This is a genomic window from Flavobacterium endoglycinae (assembly GCF_017352115.1).
Taxonomy (GTDB): Bacteria; Bacteroidota; Bacteroidia; order Flavobacteriales; family Flavobacteriaceae; genus Flavobacterium; species Flavobacterium endoglycinae.
Genome location: NZ_CP071448.1, coordinates 735050 through 760368, shown reverse-complemented (window position 1 = coordinate 760368; position 25319 = coordinate 735050). Strand labels below are relative to the sequence as shown.

The window sequence follows — 25319 nt, the reverse complement described above, 5'->3', positions numbered from 1 at the left end:
TCTGGAATTTGGGATTTGTATTTTAAGGGATTAAATAAATTTAATCTCTTCTTGGTCTTCTTGGTCTTGATGAATCCCCGAAGCTTTCGGAACGTCTTGGAGCTCTATCAGAACCTCCTTCGTTTCTTCTGAAACCTCCTTCTTTTCTAGAAGAAGAATTTCTGTCGCCTCTGAAACCTCCGTCACGAGAACCTCCATCTCTAGAAGAATTTCTATCGCTTCTAAATCCGCCTTCACGTCTTGGAGCAAAGTTTCCGTCTCTTCTTGAATCTCCTCCAGAATTACGTCTTCCGCCACGGTTGTTGTGATCGCGTCTTCCGCCACCGTCATTTTTAGAAATCTCAACATTAATGCGACGTCCTTCTAACTGAGTATTGTTTAAGATGTCCATTACTTTATCAGTATGCTCTGGATCAGTGTTGAAGAAAGAGAATCCTTCTTTTACATCTACTTTGAAAACATCGTCACGACCTAAGTCTAATGTTTCCTTTAAGTAATCTTTTAACGACATCCAGTCGAAATTGTCTCTTGAACCAATGTTTACAAAGTAACGAACTGCTCCGTTGTTGTTGAATTCTCTTGGCTCAGCATCACCTCTTTCACGTCTCTCGCTAGAAGATTGAACAGAAATATCTCTATTTTTCTTGTAGTAAGTAATGAAACGGTTAAATTCTACTGAAACCATTTTCTTGATCAACTCTTCTTTCGATAAATCTTCAAGAACATTGTTGATTGCTGGTAAATAGTTATCAATTTCGTGATCAACCTCAGTATCTTTAATTTTGTTTGCTAAGTGCAATAACTGAATTTCGCAGATTTCGATTCCAGAAGGAATAGTTTTTTCAACAAACTTTTGTTTGATGATTCTCTCAATAGAAGAAATTTTACGCAACTCACTTTTTGTAACTATAACAATAGAAGTTCCTAATTTTCCAGCTCTACCTGTACGTCCAGAACGGTGGTTGTATGTTTCAATTTCATCAGGTAATTGGTAGTTTACAACGTGTGTTACGTTATCAACGTCAATTCCACGTGCAGCAACGTCAGTAGCAACAAGCATCTGAATTTGTCTTCCACGGAATGATTTCATTACACCATCACGTTGTGCTTGAGATAAGTCTCCGTGCAAAGCTGCAGCGCTGTATCCGTCTTCAATTAATTTCTCGGCAATAGCCTGAGTGTCTCTTTTTGTACGGCAGAAAACTACAGAAAAAATGTCTGGATTAGCATCAGCCAATCTTTTTAAAGCTTCGTAACGGTCACGAGCATTTACTAAATAAAATTCGTGAGATACAGTAGAAGAACCTGAGTTTTTAGCTCCAACAGTAATTTCTAATGGTTCGCTCATGAATTGTTTTGCAATTCTAGCAACTTCTTGCGGCATTGTTGCAGAGAACAACCATGTGCTTTTTTCGTCTGGAGTATCTGATAAGATAGATACGATGTCATCATAGAATCCCATGTTTAACATTTCGTCAGCCTCATCAAGAACACAGTAATCTATGTTTTTAATGTTTACTAAACCTCTGTTAATCATGTCTTGCATTCTTCCTGGAGTAGCCACAATAATTTGTGCTCCTCTTTTAATTTCTCTAGCTTGCTCTGTTATACTAGCTCCTCCGTAAACTGCTACCACATTAATACCTTTTTCGTATTTTGAGTAGTTTTTAAGTTCGTTAGTAATCTGTAAACAAAGCTCCCTTGTTGGCGATAAAACTAATGCCTGTGTATTTCTGTTGTCAGCATCAATTTTTTGGATTAACGGAAAACCGAAAGCTGCTGTTTTCCCTGTCCCTGTTTGAGCCAACGCAACCATATCCGTGTCTTTTTCCAATAATAGGGGAATCGCCTTTTCCTGTACCTCTGACGGATTTTCAAATCCTAGATCTAAAATCGCCTTCAGTAACGATTCATTCAATCCTAATTGTTCAAATTTGTTCATATATGTTTTTAAAATAGGGTGCAAAATTACTTTTAATTATTCAGATATGCTAATGCTATTTTAAGATTTATGTATTTGTTATGTTTTGATTATCAAAAAGTTACATTTTTGCTAAAATCATTTTTCTGTGAGAATACTAAATTGCTCTAAAAAACACGTCGTGAAATATCAATTTTAAACACTAAAATGTTGTATTTTAAACAATTATTTTCTTGCGTTCAGAAAATCAATAAGTTGCTCAGTTGCTTTCGCGCGATGACTGATTTTGTTTTTGATTTCGGCAGATAATTCGGCAAAAGTTTCATGATAACCTTCAGGCTGAAAAATTGGATCATATCCAAAACCATGATTTCCAGTTTTATCTAAGGTAATATTTCCCTGAACCAGACCTGTAAAAAGATGTTGTTCACCATTTAAGTTTAAAGCGATAACGGTCTTGAACTGAGCACTTCTGTTTTCTTGATCTTTTAAAGCTTCTAGAAGTTTATTCATATTGTCGTCGGCATTTTTCTGTTCTCCGGCATATCGGGCAGAATATACGCCAGGTTCTCCGTTTAAGGCACGAACTTCTAATCCTGTATCATCGGCAAAACAATCATAACCGTATCTTTCGGTTACATAATTGGCTTTTAAAATGGCATTCCCTTCAATGGTGTCAGCAGTTTCTGGTATATCTTCGTGACAGCCAATATCTTCTAAACTTAATAATTGAATAGTGCCATTTAGAATGCTTTGAATTTCTTTGATTTTATTTTTATTGTTTGATGCAAAAACGAGTTTCATGATTATGATATTTTAAAATGAGTCTTTCGATTGAAAATATAAATAGAATTCCAAATGTATAAGCCACGATATCAGACCATAAAAATCCCTGTCCGAGAACGTACCGCCCCAAAAACGTTTTCCTAAGTTCTATCATCCATTGACCTTCATAAAGCTGTAAAAATTCTATACTATAACAAGTCAATGCTGAAAATAATAGTATATAAAAAACTTTTTTACTAGGAAAAACTACCCGTATCAAAATGTAAATCATGACAGCATATAAGAAATCACCAATCCATAAAGGAACAAATGAAATTTTTCTGGAGAGGATTCCAAGAAAGATTGCAAATAGAAATGAAATGAAATATGAAATTCTGGATCGGCTCAAATTTGATTTGACTTAAGAAAAATTAGTACATTTTTGGTTAAACAAAAATACAAAGATTCAAATAGGTTTGGTTTATTTTATAAATTTATCGGTTCAATAAACTATCTATCTAAAAATAACCACATGAATGTAAAATTTTTTACACTGATTACCGCTTTGTTTCTGCTTGCAAATCAGGGCTATTCTCAAAAAGAAAATTCTTTTAATATCAAAAAACAATTGGATTACTGTGCAGAACAGGCTTCAAAGACTTTAAAAGTTATTCCAAATGATGGAACTTCGCCAAGAACGGTTCCAAACGGGAGTAAAGAATGGAAATTTGTAAATTATAAAGATTGGACAAGCGGATTCTGGCCAGGCGAATTATGGTATTTGTATGAAGCAACAAAAGATAAAAAATGGGAAAAAGAAGCTGATAAATTTTCACGTTTCTTAACGCCGTTATCAGTTAGTAAAGCGACAGACCATGATTTAGGATTTCAGGTATTTAATAGTTTTGGAAACGGATATCGTTTGACTAAAAACAAAGAATACAAAGAAATCATTCTAAAAACAGCTGATACTTTAGCAACACTTTTCAATCCAAAAGTGGGAACAATTCAATCATGGCCTCATAATAAAATGGGCGGACACAATACCATTATTGACAATATGATGAATTTGGAAATGTTGTTTTGGGCTTCAAAAAACGGAGGCAGTAAAAAACTCTATGATATTGCTGTAAAACATGCTGAAACCACAATGGCAAATCATTTTAGACCTGATAATACATCGTATCACGTTATTATTTATGATTTTGAAACAGGAAAAAAAATCAAAGGAAGAACCGCTCAAGGTTATAGCGACGACAGTATGTGGGCTAGAGGGCAAGCTTGGGCGATTTATGGTTTTACGATGACGTACAGAGAAACGAAAGACACGAAGTTTTTAGATTTTGCTCATAAACTAGCAAGAGTATATCTGGATAAATTAACAACCGAAGATTTGATTCCGTATTGGGATTTTAATGCGCCAAATATTCCAAATGAACCAAGAGATGCTTCAGCCGCTGCGATTGTTTCTTCGGCACTTTTAGAGTTAAGTTTATATACAAAAGGCAAAACTTTGAAATCAGAATACCTGACAAAAGCAAAAAAAATGATCGTTTCGCTTTCAGATCAATATCAAAGTCATGATGTAAATTCGGCATTTCTACTTCATTCAACTGGACATAAACCTGCAGGAAGTGAAATTGATTGTTCTATAAATTACGCAGATTATTATTATCTTGAAGCACTTTTAAGACTTCAGAAAATAAAATAATAAAATCATGAGAAAGAAAATAAGCCGTATTGCATTTGCTCTAATAATGATATTACTGATGGTAAGCTGTAAAAATACCAAACAGAAACTTCAGGAATTTGTAACTACTTACAACGCTTCTGCTGCAAACTTTAAAGCAGATAATGTTACACTTACTACTGCCAGAGGATACATAAATGATAACAAAATCGAATTACGATTTGAAACAGGTTTAGAATTAAATGAAGCAAATAAAGTGAAGGCGAATACTGATTTTCCTGCTTTATTGAAAGATCTTATCAATAAAGATCAAAATCTAAAAGAATTAATAGACGAAGGAGTTGAATTTCATGCTTATTATTTAGCCAACGATAATACCGTACTTCTCAAAGAAATAGTAAACAAACAGACTGTCTCAGATTTGTTGAAATAAAAATTAAATTATACTTAAAGCCTCTTTATAACTGATTAAAGAGGCTTTTTTTTTATGTTTTTTTGTTTGAAATTGCAATGATTTTGTTAATGTGATGTGAATACTTTTTTAATTTAATTAATTTGTAGTCAAATAATTACATAATTAACTTTAATCTTGTGAATGTTGTTTTTGTGTTAAAAGTTTGTTATGTTTGAGTTACAAGTTTAACTATAAAACCAAAAACTATGATCAAAAAAATTACTCAAATCGCATTTGCTTTTGCCTTTGCATTACTGCTGGTAAGCTGTAAGAACACCAAGCAGAAAATTCAGGAACATGTAAGTGAGTACAATAATTCGTCTTCTATTAAGGGGCACGGAATTACAAGTACAGCTGCAAAAGCTTTTTTAAATGACAATAAAATTGAAATAAGAATCGAAACCAATCTTGAAGAAAACGATTCGAATAAAGCAACTTATAAAGATTCATTTCCTGATTTGTTACGAGAAATGATTAAAAACGACCAAATTTCTGCTTCTTTGATTGATGAAGGAGTAACATTTGATGTTTACTTTTTGGCTTATAATAACGCTATTCTTGCCCAGCAATTGGTAAATAAAGAAGAATTAGCGGTATTAGAAGGAACCGCAGAACCTAATAAAGAAACCGCTAAACTTTAGTTGACAATTCGGATTCGGAACTTCCGTAAAATGTAAAAACAGTCTCTTTTTATAACTATTTAGGAGACTGTTTTTTTCTTTTGTTAAGAAAAGAATTTTGGTTTGGTTAACTGTTACTATTCCAGTATGTTTGTGTTATACCTAAATAAATTTAAACCTATGATCAAGAAAATTACTCAAATTGCATGTACACTTGCCATCACATTATTTTTAATAAGCTGTCGAGATACAAAACAGAAAATTCAGGCATACGTGAATACCTTTAATAACTCTTCTGAACTTTTTAAAAGTGATATTATAAGCGGTGCGGCAGCAAAAGCATTTTTAAACGAAAAAAAGGTTGAGATAAAAATTGATACTAATCTAGAACCTAATCCATCCATGAAATCGATATATGCTCAGATGCTTCCCGGTTTGATGGGAGAAATGCTGGGTAAAGATCATGCTTCTATGGATTTAATAGAAGAAGGTGTATTGTTCGAAATTTACTTTTTGGCCAATGATGCATCAGTACTTGCCGAATCTAAAGTTGACAGCAAAGAATTAAAGAAAATTTTAAGTACAAAAAAATCAGAACCTAAAGGCATAAAAGATATATTAAGTCCAGAATCAAGTACAGATTCAGAATTACAGCAACTACTGACAGTAATGAATAGAAGCATGCCGATTGTAAATGAAGATGGAACTAAAATCATTAAAATAGAAGTAAACAAAGAAAATCAAGTAGTTTATAAAATAGAAGTGCCAAAACAATATGCTTCGGTTTTAAAAGGAGAAGGAGCTAAAGCAATTATGAAAGAAAGTATTTTGAGAAGCAGTGACTTAAAAACTATAATAGGTTCTATTAAACGTTATGGGATTTCGACTATAAAATATGAATATCTAGATGATAAGGGAAAACCGGTAAACGATGTTATCCTGACTGAAAAAGACCTGAAATAATGGAAGAAGGGTCTACATGGAGAAGTGTACTCAGTATACTAGTAGTAATATTTATAATCATCAGATTATTGTTTACGTGCTCAAATATGAATAAATCTACTTCTAGGGAAATTGATCCGGTCATGCAGAATTTTCAAAATTCACAGCAAATCATGCAGGAAAATTTAATACGCCAGAGAGAAGCGCAGAAACAGCTTTCAAATGCAGTATTATATTCGAGTTATCAAGGTCTGGATAGTTTATCTGTTTTGCAGCGTGAAAATTTTGGTATTCGAAAACTCGAAAAAGATTCGTTGATTTATATAGGATTAAATACGCAGATGAAAATCTTAAAAAATTATTTTCTACAGAATAACCATGATGATTCCCTGCGAATAGCCTTTAAATCACCAGATAATCTAACGGTTTTTATTCATGATTTTGAATCCAAAGGTGATTTGGTCCAAAACCTTAAAAGTTTAAAAAGAGGAAGTGATTTCCTGAAACATAAAGTTGAAAACACGATTGGGCAACTCAAAGCAATATCGTATAAAATTAAGAGAGGAAATAAAAAATATAATGGATATGTACTTTGTTTTCAAGTAGCCGATTTTCAGAATTATTATGAATTTGAAAGTGATCAGCTTACACCAGCAACTTTAAAAATTAGGGCAATCGATTTTTTTGCTCAGAATATGAAAGAAACTAAAAAATAGATATAAAAACAAAAGCCTCTTTGTAAATGTAAAGAGGCTTTGTTTTTAGTTTCGTTTCGTAACATTTGTCAAGTTATCTGGGAAATACAACTCTGATAAATTGGTAAATTCATCACCGCGCATAAAGATGTTAATATCAACATCTGCAAATGAAGTTTTTCCGGCTGCGGCCAAAAGTTCATTGGCAGAATGAAGTGTATTTTTATGGAAATGGTACACACGGTCTGATTTATCGGTTACTACTAAACCTTTCATCAGCATTTTGTTTTGTGTGGCAACTCCTGTTGGACATTCGTTATTATGACAACGCAAAGCCTGTATACACCCTAAAGAGAACATAAAACCTCTTGCGCTGTTGCACATATCAGCTCCCAAAGCAATAGCATGCAGAATTGAATATCCTGAAATAATTTTTCCGCTTCCAATAATGCGTATTTTATCACGGATATTTAAACTTACTAAAGTTTTGTTTACAAAAATCAAAGCAGGTTCAAATGGCATTCCAACACCATCAGCAAATTCAAGCGGCGCCGCTCCGGTTCCGCCTTCAGCACCATCAACAGTAATGAAATCAGGATACGTGTCTTCGTTTATCATTTCTTGGCAGATTGCTTCAAACTCGGCGGTATTACCAATGCATAATTTAAATCCAATTGGTTTTCCATTTGATAATTCACGTAATTGTTTAATAAACTGAATTAATCCTTTTGAATCAGAAAAGGCCGTATGTCCCGGAGGAGAAAGAATCATGGTATGAGGAACAACACCTCTAATTTTAGCAATCTGTTCTGTATTTTTAGCAGCAGGAAGTACACCTCCGTGACCTGGTTTTGCGCCTTGCGAAAGCTTAATTTCGATCATTTTTACATTTGGAAGATTGGCTTTTGCTTTGAAATTTTCAGGACTGAAATTTCCTTCTGCATCACGGCATCCAAAATACCCTGTACCAATCTGCCACGTAATATCGCCTCCGCCTTCTAAATGATAATCCGTTAAACCTCCTTCACCCGTATTCTGATAAAAATTTCCTTTTTGAGCTCCAATATTAATGGCTCTTACTGCATGTTCGCTTAACGAACCAAAACTCATAGCCGAAACATTAAATAAAGAAGCAGAGTAAGGCTGTTTGCAATCTTTTCCGCCTACTATAACACGAGGTAATTCTTCATTTACTTTTGCTGGAAAAATGGAATGTTTTATTCCTTCGTAGCTTTCTGTATTTAAGTTTTGCTGTGTTCCAAAGGGAGTACTCGAATCAATATTTTTAGCTCTTTGATACACCAAAGAACGTTGGTTTCTCGAGAAAGGTTTTCCATCAGTAGATCTTTCAATAAAATACTGCTGGATTTCTGGCGCAATCATTTCAAATAAATATCTAAAATACCCCAAAACAGGAAAGTTCCTTAAAATAGCATGTTTTTTTTGCGAAGCATTATAAGCTCCAATAATCAGTAAAATAGGAAGAATAAACACTAAAAGGTAACCTCTTCCGGTGTAATAGTAAATTGCAGCAACAATTAGAAACAATAAGAATCCGTAGATAAAGAATTTTTTTCTCATGTTTTTAAATAATAATAATAGGTAATAAATAATTAGTTGAAACGTAATCGGACATAAACATGTTTAATGCCTTTTTTATCCGATTCCCTTTCATCGATTTCTAGAATATCTGTCAGCGATTTCAGCATTGGTGTAAGCTTAGTATAACCATAATTTCTAGGGTCAAATTCTGGTTTTTTCTTTACAATTAGGTTTCCAACATCTCCTAAAAATGCCCAGCCGTCATCATCTTCGATATCTTCAATTGTAGATTCTATAAGTTCAATAGTTTGCTTGTCAACTTTATGGAGTGCTTTTTCCGCAGGTTTTTCAATAGGTTTTTTGGTGTCCGCCGCTTTTGGTTTTTTCTTTTGAATAGCGCCATCCAAAACCTCCAAATAAATAAATCGGTCGCAGGCAACAATAAAGGAATTTGGTGTTTTTTTTTCGCCAATTCCAATAACTTTCATGCCAGATTCTCGTAAACGAACCGCCAGACGGGTAAAATCGCTGTCGCTCGATACAATACAAAAACCATCTAGTTTTCCTGAATAAAGCAAATCCATGGCATCAATGATAAGAGCAGAATCAGAGGAATTTTTTCCAACTGTATAACTGTATTGCTGAATAGGAGTAATGGCATGTTCCAGTAAAACGCTTTTCCAGCCATTAGCATTTGGTTTGGTCCAGTCGCCGTAAATTCTTTTAGTGGTAGGAGTTCCCAGCTTTGCAATTTCTTCCATCATGCCTTTTACATTGCTGTACGGCACATTATCAGCGTCGATAAGAACCGCAAGCTTTAAATCTCGTGAGCTGCTTAAAGCCATTATTTTTAAATTAGAAATTTGTACTCTCAAAGTTAAAACTAAAATTGGTTTTTAGATGAAATCATAACCGAATAAGTGATTTTTGCGACACTAATTATTTTCATTATAAATAAGGATTTTCTTTAAGAAATTAATTAAAGATAAATTTGTCTTTTATGTAAAGACTCTATATTTTTGTAGAGAATTAATAAAAAAATGTATGTTTTCAAAAGCGTGCGAATACGGAATCAGAGCTTCAATTTTTATTGCATCAAAATCTTCGAAAGGAATTAGAGTCGGCATAAAAGATGTTGCAAAAGAAATTGACTCTCCAGAACCATTTACGGCCAAGATTATGCAGATTTTAACTAAAAGTGGAATCATATATTCGGCAAAAGGAGTGGGTGGTGGTTTTGAAGTCTCTCCCGAAGCTTCAAGATCTATAAAACTAATTCAGATTGTAGATGCCATTGACGGAAATAAAATTTACAGCGGCTGTGGTATTGGACTAAAAGAATGTTCAGAAGAACATCCTTGTCCGGTTCATTATGAATTTAAAAAAATAAGAGAACTTCTTCTTGATATGCTTACCAAAACCACTTTGGAACAACTTGCTTCTGATGTAAAATCAGGTGGTTTTTTCCTTAAAACAATAAATACAAATAATTAATATTAAATAAATATCTTAAAAATGAATGCAAAAACTAAAACTTCACTAGTAATCCTAATGGGATTTTTAGCGATAACTTCTTGTGGTAAAAAGGAAACCGCTCCTGCAGAAGAGTCTGTGGAAGTAAATGAATCTACTGCAGAAACAACAGCTCCAAAAACAGAAGAAAACGTACTGGTTATTGAAGGAAATGACCAAATGCAGTTTAGCACAAACGAGTTGAAAGCAGTTGCAGGAAAACCAATCAAATTGACGTTGAAACATGTGGGTAAAATTCCAAAAGAAGCAATGGGACACAACTTAGTAATTTTGCAAGAAGGAACAGATCAAGCTGCTTTTGCTTTAAAAGCAAACGATGCCAAAGCTACGGACTACATTCCTGAATCGGAAAAAGCTTCAATTATTGCTCATACTAAATTATTAGGCGGTGGAGAAGAAGACACCATCGAATTTACAATTGATAAAAAAGGAAAATATCCATTTTTATGTTCTTTCCCTGGACACGTTGCCATGATGAAAGGTATATTAATTGTTGAATAAATAGCTATAAGCTCCAAATTTCTTTTCAAAATTTGGAGCTTTTTTATAGTAAAGGGATTATTTTATTTTATAGATATAGCAATGATGAATCTAGTTGGAATTAAATTAAAGCAGTCAATGTTGAGGCTAGATGTTCTGTACTATTTTGATTCTTTGAAGATTGGAAATAGTTTCTTTTCTAACCCTATTAAATAAAAAACAAGAGTCGATCCATTCCTAAAATCTCCTCTTGTTTCTGACTAATCAACCTATTTATGTAATGAAATTTGATTTTTTAAATGCCTAAAGGGTGTTTCACCTCCATATAACTATGTGTGAAAAATCTATGTTCTATGTGTTTAAAATTATATTTTTCCAGCTTCCTGATTTATTGCTTCAATTGTTTTCTCATTATTGACACCTAAACCTTCTTGTTGAAAGATTAGTTCTCCTTCAGGATTAAAAACACTAATAATGTTTGAGTGTGAAAAATCGATAGGAGAAATTTGTTTATAATTCACGGCCAATACAGCGGCAAATTCACGAGTATTTTCTTCAGATGAACGAAGAAAAGTCCATGGTTCCTGATTCATGTGGTTTTCAATTGCGAAAGCTTTTAATCTTTCAGGTGTATCTGTTTTGGGATCAATGCTGACTAAAATAAGTTTTACGTTCTGCTTGGTCTTTTTATCAAGTTTTGATTCGATGTCGCGCATATCGGCTACCAGCCTCGGGCAAGCTGCTTTGCAACTCGTATAAATCATTACCATAACCAACACATTCCCTCTAAGACTTTTTAATTCTATATCTTTTCCGTTTTGAGTAGTCCATTTTGAAGGCAGATTATAAATTGATAAATCGCTGATTTCTTTTTTAGTTTCTGCTTTAATTTCTTTTTTATCGGCTTCTTTGCAACCTAATATTGAGAATAAAAAAGCAAAAGCGATTACAGTTTTTTTCATTAGTAATTGATTAAAATTAGAATTTTGGTTTTGTGGTACTGGCGCATCTAAAACCAAGATTTCGGGTTGAATATTGTGCTTTTAAACTTCCTCTGAAAGCATAACGCATAAATGCCGCATAATCCATTAAATCAGTTGCATTTACGGATCCGCTTCCGCAGAAGAGGTTTTTGTCGGTGCTTTTATCTTTTCTAGATTCTCCAGATAAAAAAATGCTGTTGAAGTCAGATGTCCATTCCCAGACTAGACCATGCATGTCATAAACTCCCCAATAATTTTTGAAAGTTTTTCCAATTTCATTTTCATAGGTTTTCGATTTCTCATACCATGACAAAATGTATTCGTTGAATTCTTTTTTGGTTCTGGCATCTATTTTTTTGGTATCGGCCATTGCTACATATTCCCATTCATCCATTGTTGCCAATCGTTTTCCTTCGCATTCGCAATACTTTTTGGCAGCAAACCAAGAAACACTTGTAACTGGAGCATTTGGTTTAGCATTACCAAAATCAAAATCAGTTTTCCAATAAGACAAATAGCTTTTATCAGCAAAAATCCCTTTAATTTTAGATTTTTGGTAAGAAGGATTCTTTTTGACAAATTCTAAATATTCACGATTTGTGACAGGGTAAACATCCATATAGAATGATTTTACCACAACAGGCTTTTTGGAAACGGCTCCATAAAGAGGGACAAAAGATCCCTCTTTGATGAGAACCATCTCTGTTTCCTGTGCCTTCATGACATTAAACACAGAGAAAAAGAAAATTGTAAGTATGAAAATGTATTTTCGCATTTATTTTTTTGCTTTATCTTAAAGCCTTTACCATTTCAGGTGTAATTTCTGTTTTGTTATTTCCCCAACTGCTATAAATGTAAGTCAGTACATTTGCGATTTCATCGTCAGATAAATTCTGTGCTGGCATTACGTTGTTGTATTTTTTACCATTAACGGTTACCTCTCCGGTTAAACCATGCAGAATTGTTTTAATAGCACGTTTAGAATCGGCATTTAAATAATCTGATTTTGCCAAAGGAGGGAAAGTACTTGGAATTCCTTGTCCTTCAGATTGATGGCAGGCAAAACAAGTTGTGCCAAAAATTTGTTTACCAATTTTTACTTTTTCCTCAACAGTACGTTTAGGAGTTTCAGCTTTTGCAGCTGTATTTCCTGGCATTTTCTGTATTGTTCCGCCTTCAGGTAAATAAATACCTTCTTGAATAGTTCCAGAATAGATGCTTTTGTTTTCTTTACCTTCAACTTTCAGCATTCCCAAAGCTCCTTTGTTAAATGCTCTGAAAATAGAGTGGTCAACCAAAATGAAAGTTCCCGGAGTTTCGACTTTAAAATCTACAATTGCTGAACCACCTGCAGGAATTAAAGTCGTTTGAACATTTTTGTTGGTAGTGCTTCCGCCTTCAATATGAACTGTGTCAAAGATTTCTCCAATTACGTGGAAAGATGAAACTAAATTTGGCCCGCCATTTCCAACAAATAAACGCACTGTTTCGCCTACTTTAGCAGTTAATTCATTTCCATTTGTCAATGAACCCACTTTTCCATTAAATACAACATAATCAGGAGTTTCTTTCACGGCTTTGTTCATGTCAAACGGCTGAAGACCTTTTGCTCCATATTCACCTTGAGTGTAAAAATCACCCTGCATTACATAATATTCTTTGTCTACAGGAGGAAGTCCGCCTTCTGGTTCAACCAAAATTAATCCATACATACCGTTTGCAATGTGCATGCCCACAGGAGCTGTTGCACAGTGATATACATACAATCCGGGATTAAGAACTTTAAAGCTAAATACTTTTTCATGTCCCGGTGCCACAAGAGAAGATGTCGCTCCACCGCCAGGACCGGTTACAGCATGCAAATCGATATTATGTGGTAATTTATTGTCTGGATGGTTTTTTAAGTGAAATTCTACTTCATCACCTACACGTGTTCTGATGAAGCTTCCCGGAACAGAACCGCCAAAGGTCCAATACGTATATTTTACACCATCAGTCATTGTACCTTCTTGTTCTTTGATTTCCATGCTCACTTTTAGTTTCATGGCTGCTCTGTTGCCAACAGGTTTTGGGACATGTGGTGGAGAGGTAAGTTCAGCTTGCATTTCGCCTTCCGTTGTAATATCGGCATAATTTTTAGCCTCGTCTTTTTTACAGCTTCCTAATAGAAGAATGGAGAATAAACACACCAAAATATACATCTTCATTTTGAATTTGTTTCTAATTTTCATAATACATTGGTTTTTATTTAAGTTTGAATTTGAATCAAAAGTAAAAGACTATTTTGTCCTTTATTATGATAAAAATCATACTTGTCTCCAGAATATTGATTTAAATTGCAATTAGTATTGTATCCTTAAGAGTTGAGCGCAGTTTGAGAGGATCTTTTGAATATTTTTCAATAAAAATAAATGAGGTTCTGAATTTTAGAATAATAATGATTATTTTTGCTCGCTGATTAAAGTAAAAAAAACTACTACACTATATTATGGTAAAAGATTTATTCGAAAGAATTCAGGAAAATAAAGGACCATTGGGAAAATGGGCTTCTCAAGCAGAAGGTTATTATGTTTTCCCGAAGTTGGAAGGTGAGCTGGGGCCTAGAATGCAATTTCACGGAAAGAATATTTTAAATTGGAGTTTAAATGATTATTTAGGTTTAGCTAATCATCCAGAAGTTCGTAAAGCAGATACAGAAGCGGCAATTCAGTTTGGTGCGGCATATCCTATGGGGGCTCGTATGATGTCTGGACACACTACTTATCATGAGCAATTAGAGAATGAGCTTGCTTCTTTTGTAATGAAAGAATCTGCTTATTTATTAAATTTCGGTTACCAAGGAATGGTTTCTATTATTGATGCTTTGGTAACAAAAAACGACATTATTGTATATGATGTTGATTCGCATGCTTGTATCATTGATGGTGTTCGTTTACACATGGGTAAACGTTTTACGTACAAACACAATGATCTTGAAAGTATGGAAAAAAACCTGCAGCGTGCTACTAAAATGGCCGAAGAAACAGGCGGAGGTATTTTATTTATTACTGAAGGTGTTTTTGGAATGCGTGGTCAGCAGGGTAAATTAAAAGAAATCGCTGCATTAAAGAAAAAATACAACTTTAGATTATTAGTTGATGATGCACACGGTTTTGGTACACTTGGAAAAACAGGTGCCGGAGCAGGTGAGGAGCAGGGAGTTCAAGACGATATTGATGTTTACTTCTCTACTTTTGCAAAATCTATGGCTAATATTGGTGCTTTCGTAGCAGCAGATAAAACAGTTATCGATTACTTAAAATACAACTTACGTTCTCAAATGTTTGCTAAAGCATTGCCAATGATCCAGACAATTGGTTCATTAAAACGTTTAGAGTTATTACGTAATTCTTCTTCAATTAAAGACAAACTTTGGGAAAACGTAAATGCGTTACAAAACGGTCTTAAAGAAAAAGGATTTAACATTGGTGATACAAATACTTGTATTACACCAGTTTACTTAGAAGGAAGTATTCCAGAAGCAATGGTAATGGTTAACGATTTAAGAGAAAATTACGGTATTTTCCTTTCTATCGTAGTATATCCAGTTATTCCAAAAGGAATTATCCTATTGAGAATGATTCCTACGGCTTCTCATACTTTAGCAGATATCGAAGAAACTTTGACAGCTTTTGAAGCAATTCGTGAAAAACTGACTAACGGAACTTATAAAGAAATTGCTGAACGTACTACAGTCGACGTTTCGTAATCACTTATAAAATTATATTCCTGAAAGTGGGAATTATGTAAAAAATCCATTCGTTATGCGAATGGATTTTTTTTTATTTGGGGTAACTTTATGTCATAATCAACAAAATAAAAATAAAGAGTTATGAAAAAAGTATTAGCAATATCGAGTCTTATTGTGACAGTTCTCGTTTCTTGTAAAAAAGAAATTACCACTACAGAACCAGTACAAATTACACCAAGTCCACCAAAAGAAGCTGAAATTGTAGAACCAGCTGGAGATCAATGTTATGAATGGAGTTCAAAAGGAAATGTAATCGCAATGAGCTTTAATGTAAATTCTCATCAGGAAGTAAATGGGAAATTAAGATATGATTTAGTAGGAAAAGATAAAAACGAAGGAACTTTGATTGGAAACATGAAAGGTGATACTTTAATTGCCGATTATACGTTTAGTTCTGAAGGAGTTTCATCTGTAAGAGAAGTAATTTTTCTTCAAAAAGACGGAACTCTAATTGAAGGTTACGGAGAAGTAGTAACAGCAAATGATAAAGTTTCTTTTAAAGATAGAAAACAGATAAAATTTGATCAAAAAAATACTTTAGTAAAAGTAGATTGTAAAGTAGAGTAATAAAGTGTTTATGAAAATGAAAAATCCATTCGTTTGGGGGCGAATGGATTTTTTATGTTTTAATTTTTAGTAACGATTAAGCTTAAGTGATTACTAAAATTAAAGATTTTTCAAATACGTTTTTCTTTGGCAGTGGATCTTTGGGTCAAAGTTTTTCCACAACAAATGGATGGCATTATTCTCTAATAATTCAGGAGTTCTAATGCAGTTTTTAATTCCTTTTTCTGAAAACGTTTTATAGTATTCATCAAAAATGATGGCTGTTACACCTTTGTTCTGATACTCTGGATGAATTCCGATAAGATAGAAAACAACATCTTTACTGTGTTTTTTCGCTTTTAATAATTGAAGAAATCCAAAAGGGAACAATTTTCCTCTTATTTTTTGCAATGCTTCGGTAAAGCTTGGCATTACAATGCTGAAAGCTACAAGATTATCATTTTCGTCGAGAACAAATTTGATGTATTCTGGGTTGATAAAGCTGATGTATTTCTTTTTAAAATATTCCTTTTGAATGTCAGAAATAGCTACAAACGACGCTAGTTTGGCATACGTTTCATTAAACAAGTCAAACATTTTGTCTACGTGAGGCATTATGTCTTTTGTTTTGGTAAAATTAAGCGGTTTTAATCCATAACGCTTTTTGATTAATGCTTGAGCTTTTTGAAAGAATTCTGGTTTTACATTTGAGAAAGGAAAGATACTTTCAATATATTGTTTTTCTACCTGAAAACCCAATTGCTCTAAATGAGTTACATAATAAGCATGATTGTACCAGGTAATCATGGTTCCTACTTGATCGTAACCTTCGGTTAATAAACCCACTTTGTCTAGATTTGAGAATCCCATAGGGCCTTCTACATGTTCTAAATTGTGTTTTCGGCCTAATTCAAAAACTTTTTCCAGAAGTGCTTTTGTTACTTCGATATCATCAATAACATCAAACCATCCAAAACGAACTTTTCTCTTGTGTTGATTATTAACCTCAGACCAATTGATAATGGCTGTAATTCTGCCCACAATTTCATTGTTTCGGTAAGCCAGATAGAAGTATGCTTCTGCATTGTCAAAAACAGGATTTTTGGTTTTATCAAATGATTCTAATTCATCAGCAATAATAGGCGGTACCCAATATGGACTGTCTTTGTATAATGAAAAAGGAAATTTGATGTATTCCGTTAATTCTTTTTTGGTTTTGGCTTCTGTAATTGTAATCATTTAAGATTGATTAAGTCTCTGATTTAGAGTTTTGTTAATGAATGTTATTCGTATTTTGCCTTACGTTTTCTTTCTTTTTCCTGATAATCTATGGCTTTTTCATTATCTGGATTCTTTTTAGCTCTGTCTCTGGCTTTATTTTCGTCTTGTTTATTTTTATACCATTGATCATATCTCCATGAAAACCCAACTCCGCCATACAAAATCGATGGTGTGTTTTTAAAATTGGTACTTATAGATGCATCAACCTGCATATTTGGGGATAATAGATAAGCAGCTCCTCCACGAACAATAGCATCGCTGTAGAAATCACTTTTATATCCTTGATTTTCTACAAAACCAGACCATTTTGCATTAAACCCGTGTGTTAAAGTCAAGATGTAGCCATAACTTGGATAATCTGTTCCGATGTAATCTGCAATAATATTGGTTACAAAAACCCATCTTCCGCCTCCAAATAAATTTTGGGTTACTAAGGCCACTTTAGGCGAAATGGCACCATCGGGTGAAAAGTAATACGGATTATCAGCACCCACAAAATTTGCTCCTGCAAATATAGAAACAGCTGGGATTAATTCACGCCATTTAAAGCTGTGATTAGCTCTGTAACTGTAAATATTAGCTTCTTTACTTGGATTTTTATAAGGATCGTAAATTAAATACTTAGCTCCTAAAACGGTTTGTCTGAAATTATTTTTTTTATAACTGGTATAGGGTGTGTCAAAGTTTTCCATTTGATACTGCAAATCTAGAATAAATTCTAATTTTTCTAAAAAAGCACCGTATCTAATGCTTAAATCGGTACCAAAACCGCTTGCGTCATAATTTAACAAATCGTGTTTTTCTTTAATACCATAAACACCAATTTCGCCCTGAATAACTGATTTCCCAACTGCATAAGCCGACATTGTCTCGCCTGGACGATTGGAATTAATCACATCAGTGTATTGTGCGAAAAAGAATTGAGGTAAAAGTAAAAGTAGTGCAAAGAGTAAATTTTTAATTTTCAACATAATAATTTGGGGATTAAAAATATAATAACGCATTTCAAATGTACATATTTTATTATTTATTTAAGATTGTTATTTTAATTTTAAACAACGGATTTATTAATTTTGAAAAAAATTATTGATTATGATTATGCAAGAAGCATCAATGACAGGATTAAGATTTATTATTGGCATTATAGCCTTTTATTATATTTTTAAATTTTTAGCTAGAATCTTTTTTCCAATATTGGTTAAAAAGGCTGTAGAGAATGCATCAGAAAATTTTCAAAGACAGCAGCAGCAATATCAACAATACACTCAAGGCAATACATGGCAGAACAATACTAATAATAATGACGAAATAATTATTAATACTACAAATGCCAAAAAACCGCGCGAAACCAAAAAGGTGGGAGAGTACGTCGATTACGAAGAAATAGATTAAGTTTGTATCCTTAATAAACAGGATTCATCATTAACCAAACCAGCCAAAATTGAAAATAGTAAATAAGTTCTATCCGCACGCCCTTGTAATTCTGGGCTTTATTCTCGTTTCATTAATTTATTTTTATCCGGTTCTGCAGGGAAAACAAATTTTCCAGTCAGATATTGCTCAATACACCGGAATGGCCAAAGAGCAAAATGATTTTAGAGCTGCTGAACATACAGAGCCGTATTGGACAAATTCTGCTTTTGGCGGAATGCCGACTTACCAGTTAGGGGCTAATTATCCATACGATTTTGTGGGTAAAATTGATGATGCTTTACGTTTCCTTCCTCGTCCTGCGGATTATCTTTTCTTATACTTTTTCGGGTTTTATGGACTGCTTTTGGTTTTAAAAACAGATCCGTTAAAAGCTTTTATTGGAGCAGTGGCGTTTGGTTTCTCCACTTATTTGATTATTATTTTGGGAGTTGGACATAATGCAAAAGCGCATGCCATTGCTTATATGCCTTTGGTAATTGCCGGTTTTATACTTGTCTTTCAGAAAAAATACATTTGGGGAGGACTGCTCACCATGTTTGCAGTTGCATTAGAAATTAATGCGAACCACTTTCAAATGACGTATTATTTACTGATTTTCTTATTGATTCTTTCAGGTTATTTTGCTTTTACTTTTATAAAAAACAAAGAATATAAACCGCTTTTGATAGCCATTGGAACGCTGGCTGTAGCCGGAATTTTTGCAATTGGCGCCAATGCCACTAACTTATTGGCAACAAGCGAATATGCTAAATTTAGTACCCGTAGTAACAGTGAATTGACTTATAATCCTGATGGGACAAAAAAGGAAAATGAGAATGCTTTAAGCCGTGAATATATCACAGAATACAGTTACGGAATTGCTGAGAGTTTCAACTTGATAGCTCCAAGACTTTTTGGAGGTTCTAATCACGAAAATTTAGGCCCAGATAGTAGAATGTATTCTTTTTTCCTTGAAAAAGGGGCTTCAGAATCAGATGCGTTGAATTACGCTTCAGCCATGCCGACTTATTGGGGAGATCAGCCTATTGTTGCTGCTCCTGCATATATTGGTATAGTAGTATTCTTTTTAGCTGTTTTGGCATTATTTATCGATAACAGAAGGATAAAATATGTATTCCTTGCAGGTGCTTTAGTTTCTTTAGTGCTTTCGTGGGGGAAAAACTTTTCATTACTAACGGACTTTTTTATCGATTACGTTCCAATGTACGATAAATTCAGAGCAGTATCTTCTATTCAGGTAATTTTAGAATTGTGTTTTCCAGTACTGGCTGTGATGGGAATCCAATCCTTTTTTAAAGCAAAAGACGAACCTAAATTACAGCAGAAAGCATTAGTACAGACAGGTGTTTTTGGTTTAGGTGTGATTGTAATTTTATTTATTGCGAAAAACTTTTTCCATTTCTCAGGCAGCAGTGATAATTTTTATGTACAAAATTATGGCGCGGAATTTATCGATGCTCTTAAAGAAGACAGAAGATCTTTATATTCTGCCGATTTATTGCGTTCAGGATTCTTTATAGTAGTGATTTTTGGTATTTTATGGATGTTTATCAAAAACAAACTATCACAAACTACAACTTTAGTCTTTATTGCCCTGTTTATGATTTTTGATCTGTTTTTTGTAGATAAAAAATACGTTTCGGCTAAAGATTTTGTAAGTCCGGTTCAAATCGCTGCTCCTTTTCAGGAAACAGCTGCCGATGCTCAAATTTTACAAGACACAACACATTATAGAGTTTTTGAATTAAATGGAAATATGTCTAGCGCAAGAGCTTCTTATTTCCACCATTCAATTGGAGGTTATCATGCTGCAAAACCTAGAAGAATGCAGCAGTTATTTGATTATCAGATTGCTAAAAACAATTTAGAGATCCTTAACATGTTAAATGTTAAATACGTTATCCAGACAGATAAAGAAGGAAAAGAAATCCCAACGATTAATCCTGATGCTAACGGAAATGCATGGTTTGTAAGCAGCGTAAAACTGGTAAACAAACCAGACGATGTGATGAAAGCTTTGGATCATATTGATACGAAAGAAGTAGCTGTTTTTAACGTTCGTGAACACGAAGGGAAATTCAGAAACGCCCGTATGAAAAAACAATGGGATACTACTGGAACCATAAAAGTAGTACAGTACAAACCGAATTACATCAAATATCAATCAAATAATGGTAAAGATGGTTTAGCGGTTTTCTCTGAGATTTATTATAAAAATGGATGGAATGCTTATATTGACGGTCAATTAACAGATCATTTCCCTGTTGATTATGTTTTAAGAGCAATGGAAATTCCGGGAGGAAAACATACCATTGAGTTTAAATTTGAGCCTCAGGTAATCAAAACGGGAGGAACAATTGTATTAGCAAGTTCAGTTGGAATGTTCATACTTTTAATTGGAGGTGTTTATTTTGAAAGAAAGAAATTCAAAAGTAAAAGTTAATTAGTTTTTGTAAATTACTGATTACTATATCATTTTGTATCTTTGTTTTAATTATTCTAAAAGTTGAGTGATGAAAGATATTATTTTAAACTTTGGTCCTCCAGAAGAATTGGAGACAAAAAGAATTTTAGAAGTTAGATCGCTTTCTTACTTAGAAAGATTGGAGCGATTGATGGCTATTATAGAAGTTTCTCATACATTAAATACAGCTAAAATAATTCAAACGAAAAAACGATGAATGAGCAGATAATTGCCATTTGGAATAGTTTTTTTGAAAATAAAGTTAAATATATTACAATTGGAGGTTTTGCAGTAAATATCTATGGTTATAATAGAAATACTGGAGATATTGATATTTACTTGGAAGACACGATTGAAAATAGACTTAATTTAAGAAAAGCTCTAAAGTCTATTAACTTAGGTGATTTTGAGACTGTTGAAACAATGCAGTTTATTCCTGGGTGGTCTGATTTTACATTAAATTATGGTTTAAGACTTGATATTATGACAGCTGTAAAAGGTTTAGAAGATAAATCTTTTTCTTCTTTATTAGAAGATGCAACTATTGTAATGATAAGAGAAACACCAGTTTATTTTATTGATTATGAAAATTTAATTATTGCTAAAAAAGCGTCTAATAGACCGAAAGATATTCTTGATATTGAAGAATTAAAAAAAGTAAATAAAGAAAACGATGAAAATGCTTAATCGGTTTAAGCTGATTAAGAAATCAATTAAATAAATTGGAACAAAAAAAGCTCTTAATAATTACTTATTACTTTCCGCCTGCTGGAGGACCAGGGGTACAGCGCTGGCTGAAATTTGTAAAATACCTTCCTGAATTTAATGTTCAGCCCATTGTATATATTCCTGAAAATCCAACTTATCCAATTGTGGATGAAGGATTGGTAAGCGAAATATCAGATAAAGTTATTATTCTTAAAAACAAAATATGGGAGCCGTATCAATTGGCTTCTGTATTTTCTAAAAATAAAACCAAGAAAATCAGCTCAGGGATTTTCCCTCATAAGAAAAAACAAACCTTTCTTGACAAACTGTTTCTTTGGGTTCGTGGTAATTTATTTATTCCAGATGCTCGTGTTTTTTGGGTAAAACCTTCTGTTTCTTATCTTGAAAAGTACATTCAAGAAAACAATATTGATACGATTGTAACTTCTGGTCCGCCGCACAGTCTGCATTTAATTGGATTGGAATTAAAAGAGAAATTAAATGTAAAATGGTTTGCTGATTTCCGCGATCCGTGGACTACAATTGGTTATCATAAAGCATTACGTCTTTCATCTTATGCCGATAAAAAACACAAAAAATTAGAACATAAAGTACTGAATTCCGCCGATACTGTTATTGTAACAAGTAAAACTACAAAAGCAGAATTTCAGGCTATAACTGATAAGCCCATTTCAGTAATTACAAATGGTTACGATATTGAAAATGTAGACAAACAGCCATTAGATTCTAAGTTTACTTTGGCACATATCGGATCATTTTTATCAGACAGAAATCCTAAATTTTTATGGGAATGTCTGGTTGAACTGCTAAATGAAATTCCCGATTTCAAAACCTATTTAGAAATCAAATTAATTGGTGCTGTGAGTCAGGAAGTTTTGGATTCTATTTCAGAATTTAAATTGAATGATTATTTGAATCTTTTAGGTTATGTTTCGCATAACGAAGCTATTGCGCATCAAAGAAAATCTCAAGTATTGCTTTTAATCGAAATTAATTCTGAAGACACTAAAAGCATTATTCCGGGGAAATTGTTTGAGTACATGGTCTCAAATCGTCCCATAGTGGCAATTGGCCCTAACGGTTCTGACTTTGCCGATATTATAACTGAAACGAATACAGGTGTATTTTTTGATTATTCAGAAAAAACGAAATTAAAAAGTGTAATTTTGGACTTTTATAATCAATTTTTAGAAGGAAATTTACAAGCCCATGGTGTTGGTTTACAACAATATTCAAGAAAAAACCTAACAAAACAACTAGCACAATTGATTAAAGAGTAATCAACAATCTGAATTCAACAATTTTTAATATCAAAAATGGGTATTGTCTTAAACCAGTCTTTTAAAAACACTATAATAACATACGTTGGTTTTGCTATTGGAGCCATAAATACACTATATCTCTATCCCGTTTTTCTTGGGGCAACTTATTACGCACTAACAAATTATATAACTTCTGCGGCAAACGTAATTATGCCATTGTTTGCGATTGGCATGCAGAATACGCTCGTAAAGTTCTATTCGCAATATGAAACAGAGCAGGAGAGGGAACAGTTTCTATCATTTACCGCCTTATTTCCTGTTTTAATGTGTATTCCGCTGGGGCTAATTGGGATTTTCTTTTATGATGATATTACCGATTTTGTTTCAAAAGAAAACCCAGTTGTTAGAGAATTCATGCTTTTAATTCCTTTTATTGGGATTTGCATGGCTTATTTTGAGATTTTCTATGCTTGGTCAAGAGTTCATATGCATTCCGTTTTTGGTAATTTTATTAAAGAAGTTGGATTGCGATTGCTTTCAACAATTGCTTTAGTTGGCTTGTATTTTAACTGGATTACTTTAGTACAATTTGTGTATGTTACTGCAGCTATTTATTTTATGGCTTTTTTGGTAACGATGTTTTATGCATTTTACATTAAGAAACCTAATTTCCAGATTACTATTCCTGAAAATGTGAAAGCGGTAATGGAATATACTTTTTACATTATTCTATCAGGAAGTGTGGCAAATTTGCTTTTGGATGGTGATAAATTGATGCTGAATCAATACATGAAAATTGAAAACATTGCCTATTATTCAGTAGCAACGTATATTGCTTTAGTGATTTCTGTTCCAAGCAGGGCAATGCATCAAATCGTATATCCGATTACAGCAAAATTAATGCATGAGAACAAACACGATGAATTGAATCGACTTTATAAAAAGACTTCAATTAATCTTCAAATTGTCGGTGGATTTGTAATGCTTTGTATTTTTGTGAACATTAATCAATTATACGAATTGGTTCCCAAAGAATACAGCGGTGGTATTGCGGTAGTATTTATGATTGGTTTATCTAAATATTTCGATCTTATTTTAGGAAACAACAATGCGATTATATTCAATACCAAATATTATAGAATGGTATTGTATTTAGGATTGATGCTGGTTGTTTTAACTGTTATTCTAAATATGATTTTTATTCCAATTTTTGGAATATTTGGTTCTGCGTTTGCGACCTTATTGTCTATTACTTTATATAGTTTGGCAAAACTTCTTTTTGTGGTTAAAAAGCTTCATTTGTATCCGTTTACAAAAGAAACGATTTCTTCAATGATTTTGACCTTTGCGTTATTTTTGGTTTTTTACTTTTGGGAATTCCCATTTTACCAGCTAATTAGCATCGCTTTAAAATCCATTTTGGTAACTATTTTATATGTTTACTTAAACTACCGCTTTAATATTTCTCCAGATATTAATAAAGTGATCGATACTATCTTAAGAAAGATTGGTATTAAAATATAATTTTAAAAGTATAAAATTCAATTTTAAAATTTTTTAACCATTCTTTTTTGATATCATTAAAAAGGGATAGACTTTTTTGTTACATATTAAAAATGTAAAAGTAATCTTAAAATTTAGAAGTTTTTTCTTTGTAATTTGATTTTTAAAAATTAACTTTAATTGATTTTTTAAACACCATTTATTGTTTTAGGTAAAAAAACATTTGCAAAACACAATAAAATCGTAATAGAAGTGTTTAAAATTGAAAATCAAGTTCTTATACTTAAATGTTAAAATTTAAGAGTATCACATGCAGACAAACTCAAACAAATGATTATGAAAAGCAATCCGCTTAGCCAGGAACAAAGTGTACAGGTGTTTTCCAATATGATCTCTAACAAAGTTGATAATGGATTTACATTAGAAGAGAGAAATGATGAATTACTTTTTGCTGTTCTTTCTAAAGGAGGAAAAGTAGTTAACCACGGTCTAAATTTCATTATTTTTTGTTTAACCCTCGGATTATGGTCATTCGCATGGCTGTATCTTACTTTCGAGGCTTCGAAACAGAAAAAGGTTTTAGTAGCTATTGACGAAGATGGTTTCCCTTTTGAGGAAAGATGTTTAGTAGCATAAAAAAAGATTGAAAATTAAAAAGCCCTGAATTTATATTCAGGGCTTTTTT

Annotated in this window: 26 protein-coding genes; 16 read left to right on the top strand and 10 right to left on the bottom strand. The window is 33.0% G+C overall.

What is annotated here, in order from left to right; all coding sequences use genetic code 11:
• Nucleotides 1-40: 40 nt before the first annotated feature.
• The 3 genes from J0383_RS03335 to J0383_RS03325 all read right to left on the bottom strand — a co-directional run bounded on the left by J0383_RS03335 (nt 41) and on the right by J0383_RS03325 (nt 2978).
• Nucleotides 41-1942 (bottom strand): DEAD/DEAH box helicase, encoded by a 1902-nt coding sequence (locus tag J0383_RS03335; protein ID WP_207297034.1) that lies wholly within the window; start codon nt 1940-1942, stop codon nt 41-43.
• 204 nt (nt 1943-2146) lie between these two features.
• On the bottom strand, nt 2147-2725 hold the full coding sequence (locus tag J0383_RS03330) for a non-canonical purine NTP diphosphatase (RefSeq protein ID WP_207297033.1): 579 nt from the start codon (nt 2723-2725) through the stop codon (nt 2147-2149).
• Entirely contained in the window at nt 2697-2978 is a 282-nt protein-coding gene (locus J0383_RS03325) for a ribosomal maturation YjgA family protein (RefSeq protein ID WP_239023345.1), read from the bottom strand. The genes J0383_RS03330 and J0383_RS03325 overlap by 29 nt, the downstream gene beginning before the upstream one ends.
• A 240-nt stretch (nt 2979-3218) precedes the next feature.
• Here J0383_RS03325 and J0383_RS03320 point away from each other — a divergent pair, with 240 nt between their 5' ends.
• The 5 genes from J0383_RS03320 (at nt 3219) to J0383_RS03300 (ending at nt 7108) form a co-directional block, all read left to right on the top strand.
• On the top strand, nt 3219-4397 hold the full coding sequence (locus tag J0383_RS03320; protein ID WP_207297031.1) for a glycoside hydrolase family 88 protein: 1179 nt from the start codon (nt 3219-3221) through the stop codon (nt 4395-4397).
• A gap of 7 nt (nt 4398-4404) precedes the next feature.
• Nucleotides 4405-4809 (top strand): hypothetical protein, encoded by a 405-nt coding sequence (locus J0383_RS03315; RefSeq protein ID WP_207297030.1) that lies wholly within the window; start codon nt 4405-4407, stop codon nt 4807-4809.
• 227 nt (nt 4810-5036) lie between these two features.
• Nucleotides 5037-5471: a hypothetical protein gene (locus J0383_RS03310; RefSeq protein ID WP_239023232.1), complete on the top strand. Its 435-nt coding sequence runs from the start codon at nt 5037-5039 to the stop codon at nt 5469-5471.
• Between the two features lie 159 nt (nt 5472-5630).
• Nucleotides 5631-6413, top strand: coding sequence for a hypothetical protein (locus J0383_RS03305; RefSeq protein WP_207297029.1), 783 nt, complete (start codon nt 5631-5633; stop codon nt 6411-6413).
• 86 nt (nt 6414-6499) lie between these two features.
• Nucleotides 6500-7108 carry a hypothetical protein gene (locus tag J0383_RS03300; protein WP_207297028.1) on the top strand — a complete coding sequence of 203 codons (609 nt, stop codon included), beginning with the start codon at nt 6500-6502 and terminating at the stop codon, nt 7106-7108.
• 45 nt (nt 7109-7153) lie between these two features.
• On the opposite strand, the gene J0383_RS03295 is transcribed toward J0383_RS03300, so the two are convergent.
• Nucleotides 7154-8668, bottom strand: a complete 1515-nt coding sequence (locus J0383_RS03295; protein ID WP_207297027.1) for an FMN-binding glutamate synthase family protein — start codon at nt 8666-8668, stop codon at nt 7154-7156.
• A 32-nt stretch (nt 8669-8700) separates the two neighbouring features.
• Nucleotides 8701-9474, bottom strand: a complete 774-nt coding sequence (locus J0383_RS03290; RefSeq protein WP_207297026.1) for an NYN domain-containing protein — start codon at nt 9472-9474, stop codon at nt 8701-8703.
• 199 nt (nt 9475-9673) lie between these two features.
• Here J0383_RS03290 and J0383_RS03285 point away from each other — a divergent pair, with 199 nt between their 5' ends.
• Both J0383_RS03285 and azu read left to right on the top strand, forming a co-directional pair.
• Nucleotides 9674-10123 (top strand): RrF2 family transcriptional regulator, encoded by a 450-nt coding sequence (locus J0383_RS03285; protein ID WP_207297025.1) that lies wholly within the window; start codon nt 9674-9676, stop codon nt 10121-10123.
• 21 nt (nt 10124-10144) lie between these two features.
• On the top strand, nt 10145-10663 hold the full coding sequence (gene azu / locus J0383_RS03280; protein WP_207297024.1) for an azurin: 519 nt from the start codon (nt 10145-10147) through the stop codon (nt 10661-10663).
• Between the two features lie 344 nt (nt 10664-11007).
• Here azu and J0383_RS03275 read toward each other — a convergent pair whose 3' ends face one another.
• From J0383_RS03275 to nirK, 3 genes are read right to left on the bottom strand one after another with little or no spacing between them, the layout of a single operon-like run.
• Nucleotides 11008-11604, bottom strand: coding sequence for an SCO family protein (locus tag J0383_RS03275; protein ID WP_207297023.1), 597 nt, complete (start codon nt 11602-11604; stop codon nt 11008-11010).
• 16 nt (nt 11605-11620) lie between these two features.
• On the bottom strand, nt 11621-12400 hold the full coding sequence (locus tag J0383_RS03270; RefSeq protein WP_207297022.1) for a formylglycine-generating enzyme family protein: 780 nt from the start codon (nt 12398-12400) through the stop codon (nt 11621-11623).
• 13 nt (nt 12401-12413) lie between these two features.
• Nucleotides 12414-13856, bottom strand: coding sequence for a copper-containing nitrite reductase (gene nirK / locus J0383_RS03265; protein ID WP_207297021.1), 1443 nt, complete (start codon nt 13854-13856; stop codon nt 12414-12416).
• 257 nt (nt 13857-14113) lie between these two features.
• Here nirK and J0383_RS03260 point away from each other — a divergent pair, with 257 nt between their 5' ends.
• Both J0383_RS03260 and J0383_RS03255 read left to right on the top strand, forming a co-directional pair.
• The gene (locus tag J0383_RS03260) at nt 14114-15373 is read left to right on the top strand and encodes an aminotransferase class I/II-fold pyridoxal phosphate-dependent enzyme (protein WP_207297020.1); all 1260 of its coding nucleotides are present in this window, start codon (nt 14114-14116) and stop codon (nt 15371-15373) included.
• 123 nt (nt 15374-15496) lie between these two features.
• Nucleotides 15497-15982: a hypothetical protein gene (locus J0383_RS03255; RefSeq protein ID WP_207297019.1), complete on the top strand. Its 486-nt coding sequence runs from the start codon at nt 15497-15499 to the stop codon at nt 15980-15982.
• A 99-nt stretch (nt 15983-16081) separates the two neighbouring features.
• Here J0383_RS03255 and J0383_RS03250 read toward each other — a convergent pair whose 3' ends face one another.
• Nucleotides 16082-17200 carry a GTP cyclohydrolase gene (locus J0383_RS03250; RefSeq protein ID WP_207297018.1) on the bottom strand — a complete coding sequence of 373 codons (1119 nt, stop codon included), beginning with the start codon at nt 17198-17200 and terminating at the stop codon, nt 16082-16084.
• Between the two features lie 44 nt (nt 17201-17244).
• The gene (locus tag J0383_RS03245) at nt 17245-18213 is read right to left on the bottom strand and encodes a transporter (protein WP_207297017.1); all 969 of its coding nucleotides are present in this window, start codon (nt 18211-18213) and stop codon (nt 17245-17247) included.
• A 127-nt stretch (nt 18214-18340) separates the two neighbouring features.
• On the opposite strand from J0383_RS03245, the gene J0383_RS03240 reads away from it, so the two are divergent.
• The 7 genes from J0383_RS03240 to J0383_RS03210 all read left to right on the top strand — a co-directional run bounded on the left by J0383_RS03240 (nt 18341) and on the right by J0383_RS03210 (nt 25270).
• Nucleotides 18341-18634 (top strand): DUF4834 family protein, encoded by a 294-nt coding sequence (locus J0383_RS03240; RefSeq protein WP_207298645.1) that lies wholly within the window; start codon nt 18341-18343, stop codon nt 18632-18634.
• A gap of 49 nt (nt 18635-18683) precedes the next feature.
• Nucleotides 18684-21119, top strand: coding sequence for a YfhO family protein (locus J0383_RS03235; RefSeq protein WP_207297016.1), 2436 nt, complete (start codon nt 18684-18686; stop codon nt 21117-21119).
• A 70-nt stretch (nt 21120-21189) separates the two neighbouring features.
• Entirely contained in the window at nt 21190-21357 is a 168-nt protein-coding gene (locus J0383_RS03230; RefSeq protein WP_207297015.1) for a hypothetical protein, read from the top strand.
• Nucleotides 21354-21827: a nucleotidyltransferase gene (locus tag J0383_RS03225; RefSeq protein ID WP_207297014.1), complete on the top strand. Its 474-nt coding sequence runs from the start codon at nt 21354-21356 to the stop codon at nt 21825-21827. The genes J0383_RS03230 and J0383_RS03225 overlap by 4 nt, the downstream gene beginning before the upstream one ends.
• A 35-nt stretch (nt 21828-21862) precedes the next feature.
• Nucleotides 21863-23149: a glycosyltransferase family 4 protein gene (locus J0383_RS03220; protein ID WP_207297013.1), complete on the top strand. Its 1287-nt coding sequence runs from the start codon at nt 21863-21865 to the stop codon at nt 23147-23149.
• A 36-nt stretch (nt 23150-23185) separates the two neighbouring features.
• Nucleotides 23186-24655, top strand: a complete 1470-nt coding sequence (locus tag J0383_RS03215; protein WP_207297012.1) for an oligosaccharide flippase family protein — start codon at nt 23186-23188, stop codon at nt 24653-24655.
• Between the two features lie 315 nt (nt 24656-24970).
• Entirely contained in the window at nt 24971-25270 is a 300-nt protein-coding gene (locus tag J0383_RS03210) for a hypothetical protein (RefSeq protein WP_207297011.1), read from the top strand.
• Nucleotides 25271-25319 lie beyond the last annotated feature (49 nt).

Excerpts from the sequence above, each read along its gene's own strand:
- J0383_RS03335 (WP_207297034.1), bottom strand. The coding sequence starts at position 1,942 with ATGAACAAATTTGAACAATTAGGATTGAATGAATCGTTACTGAAGGCG.
- J0383_RS03330 (WP_207297033.1), bottom strand. The coding sequence starts at position 2,725 with ATGAAACTCGTTTTTGCATCAAACAATAAAAATAAAATCAAAGAAATT.
- J0383_RS03325 (WP_239023345.1), bottom strand. The coding sequence starts at position 2,978 with ATGATTTACATTTTGATACGGGTAGTTTTTCCTAGTAAAAAAGTTTTT.
- J0383_RS03320 (WP_207297031.1), top strand. The coding sequence starts at position 3,219 with ATGAATGTAAAATTTTTTACACTGATTACCGCTTTGTTTCTGCTTGCA.
- J0383_RS03315 (WP_207297030.1), top strand. The coding sequence starts at position 4,405 with ATGAGAAAGAAAATAAGCCGTATTGCATTTGCTCTAATAATGATATTA.
- J0383_RS03310 (WP_239023232.1), top strand. The coding sequence starts at position 5,037 with ATGATCAAAAAAATTACTCAAATCGCATTTGCTTTTGCCTTTGCATTA.
- J0383_RS03305 (WP_207297029.1), top strand. The coding sequence starts at position 5,631 with ATGATCAAGAAAATTACTCAAATTGCATGTACACTTGCCATCACATTA.
- J0383_RS03300 (WP_207297028.1), top strand. The coding sequence starts at position 6,500 with ATGAATAAATCTACTTCTAGGGAAATTGATCCGGTCATGCAGAATTTT.
- J0383_RS03295 (WP_207297027.1), bottom strand. The coding sequence starts at position 8,668 with ATGAGAAAAAAATTCTTTATCTACGGATTCTTATTGTTTCTAATTGTT.
- J0383_RS03290 (WP_207297026.1), bottom strand. The coding sequence starts at position 9,474 with ATGGCTTTAAGCAGCTCACGAGATTTAAAGCTTGCGGTTCTTATCGAC.
- J0383_RS03285 (WP_207297025.1), top strand. The coding sequence starts at position 9,674 with ATGTTTTCAAAAGCGTGCGAATACGGAATCAGAGCTTCAATTTTTATT.
- azu (WP_207297024.1), top strand. The coding sequence starts at position 10,145 with ATGAATGCAAAAACTAAAACTTCACTAGTAATCCTAATGGGATTTTTA.
- J0383_RS03275 (WP_207297023.1), bottom strand. The coding sequence starts at position 11,604 with ATGAAAAAAACTGTAATCGCTTTTGCTTTTTTATTCTCAATATTAGGT.
- J0383_RS03270 (WP_207297022.1), bottom strand. The coding sequence starts at position 12,400 with ATGCGAAAATACATTTTCATACTTACAATTTTCTTTTTCTCTGTGTTT.
- nirK (WP_207297021.1), bottom strand. The coding sequence starts at position 13,856 with ATGAAAATTAGAAACAAATTCAAAATGAAGATGTATATTTTGGTGTGT.
- J0383_RS03260 (WP_207297020.1), top strand. The coding sequence starts at position 14,114 with ATGGTAAAAGATTTATTCGAAAGAATTCAGGAAAATAAAGGACCATTG.
- J0383_RS03255 (WP_207297019.1), top strand. The coding sequence starts at position 15,497 with ATGAAAAAAGTATTAGCAATATCGAGTCTTATTGTGACAGTTCTCGTT.
- J0383_RS03250 (WP_207297018.1), bottom strand. The coding sequence starts at position 17,200 with ATGATTACAATTACAGAAGCCAAAACCAAAAAAGAATTAACGGAATAC.
- J0383_RS03245 (WP_207297017.1), bottom strand. The coding sequence starts at position 18,213 with ATGTTGAAAATTAAAAATTTACTCTTTGCACTACTTTTACTTTTACCT.
- J0383_RS03240 (WP_207298645.1), top strand. The coding sequence starts at position 18,341 with ATGCAAGAAGCATCAATGACAGGATTAAGATTTATTATTGGCATTATA.
- J0383_RS03230 (WP_207297015.1), top strand. The coding sequence starts at position 21,190 with ATGAAAGATATTATTTTAAACTTTGGTCCTCCAGAAGAATTGGAGACA.
- J0383_RS03225 (WP_207297014.1), top strand. The coding sequence starts at position 21,354 with ATGAATGAGCAGATAATTGCCATTTGGAATAGTTTTTTTGAAAATAAA.
- J0383_RS03215 (WP_207297012.1), top strand. The coding sequence starts at position 23,186 with ATGGGTATTGTCTTAAACCAGTCTTTTAAAAACACTATAATAACATAC.
- J0383_RS03210 (WP_207297011.1), top strand. The coding sequence starts at position 24,971 with ATGAAAAGCAATCCGCTTAGCCAGGAACAAAGTGTACAGGTGTTTTCC.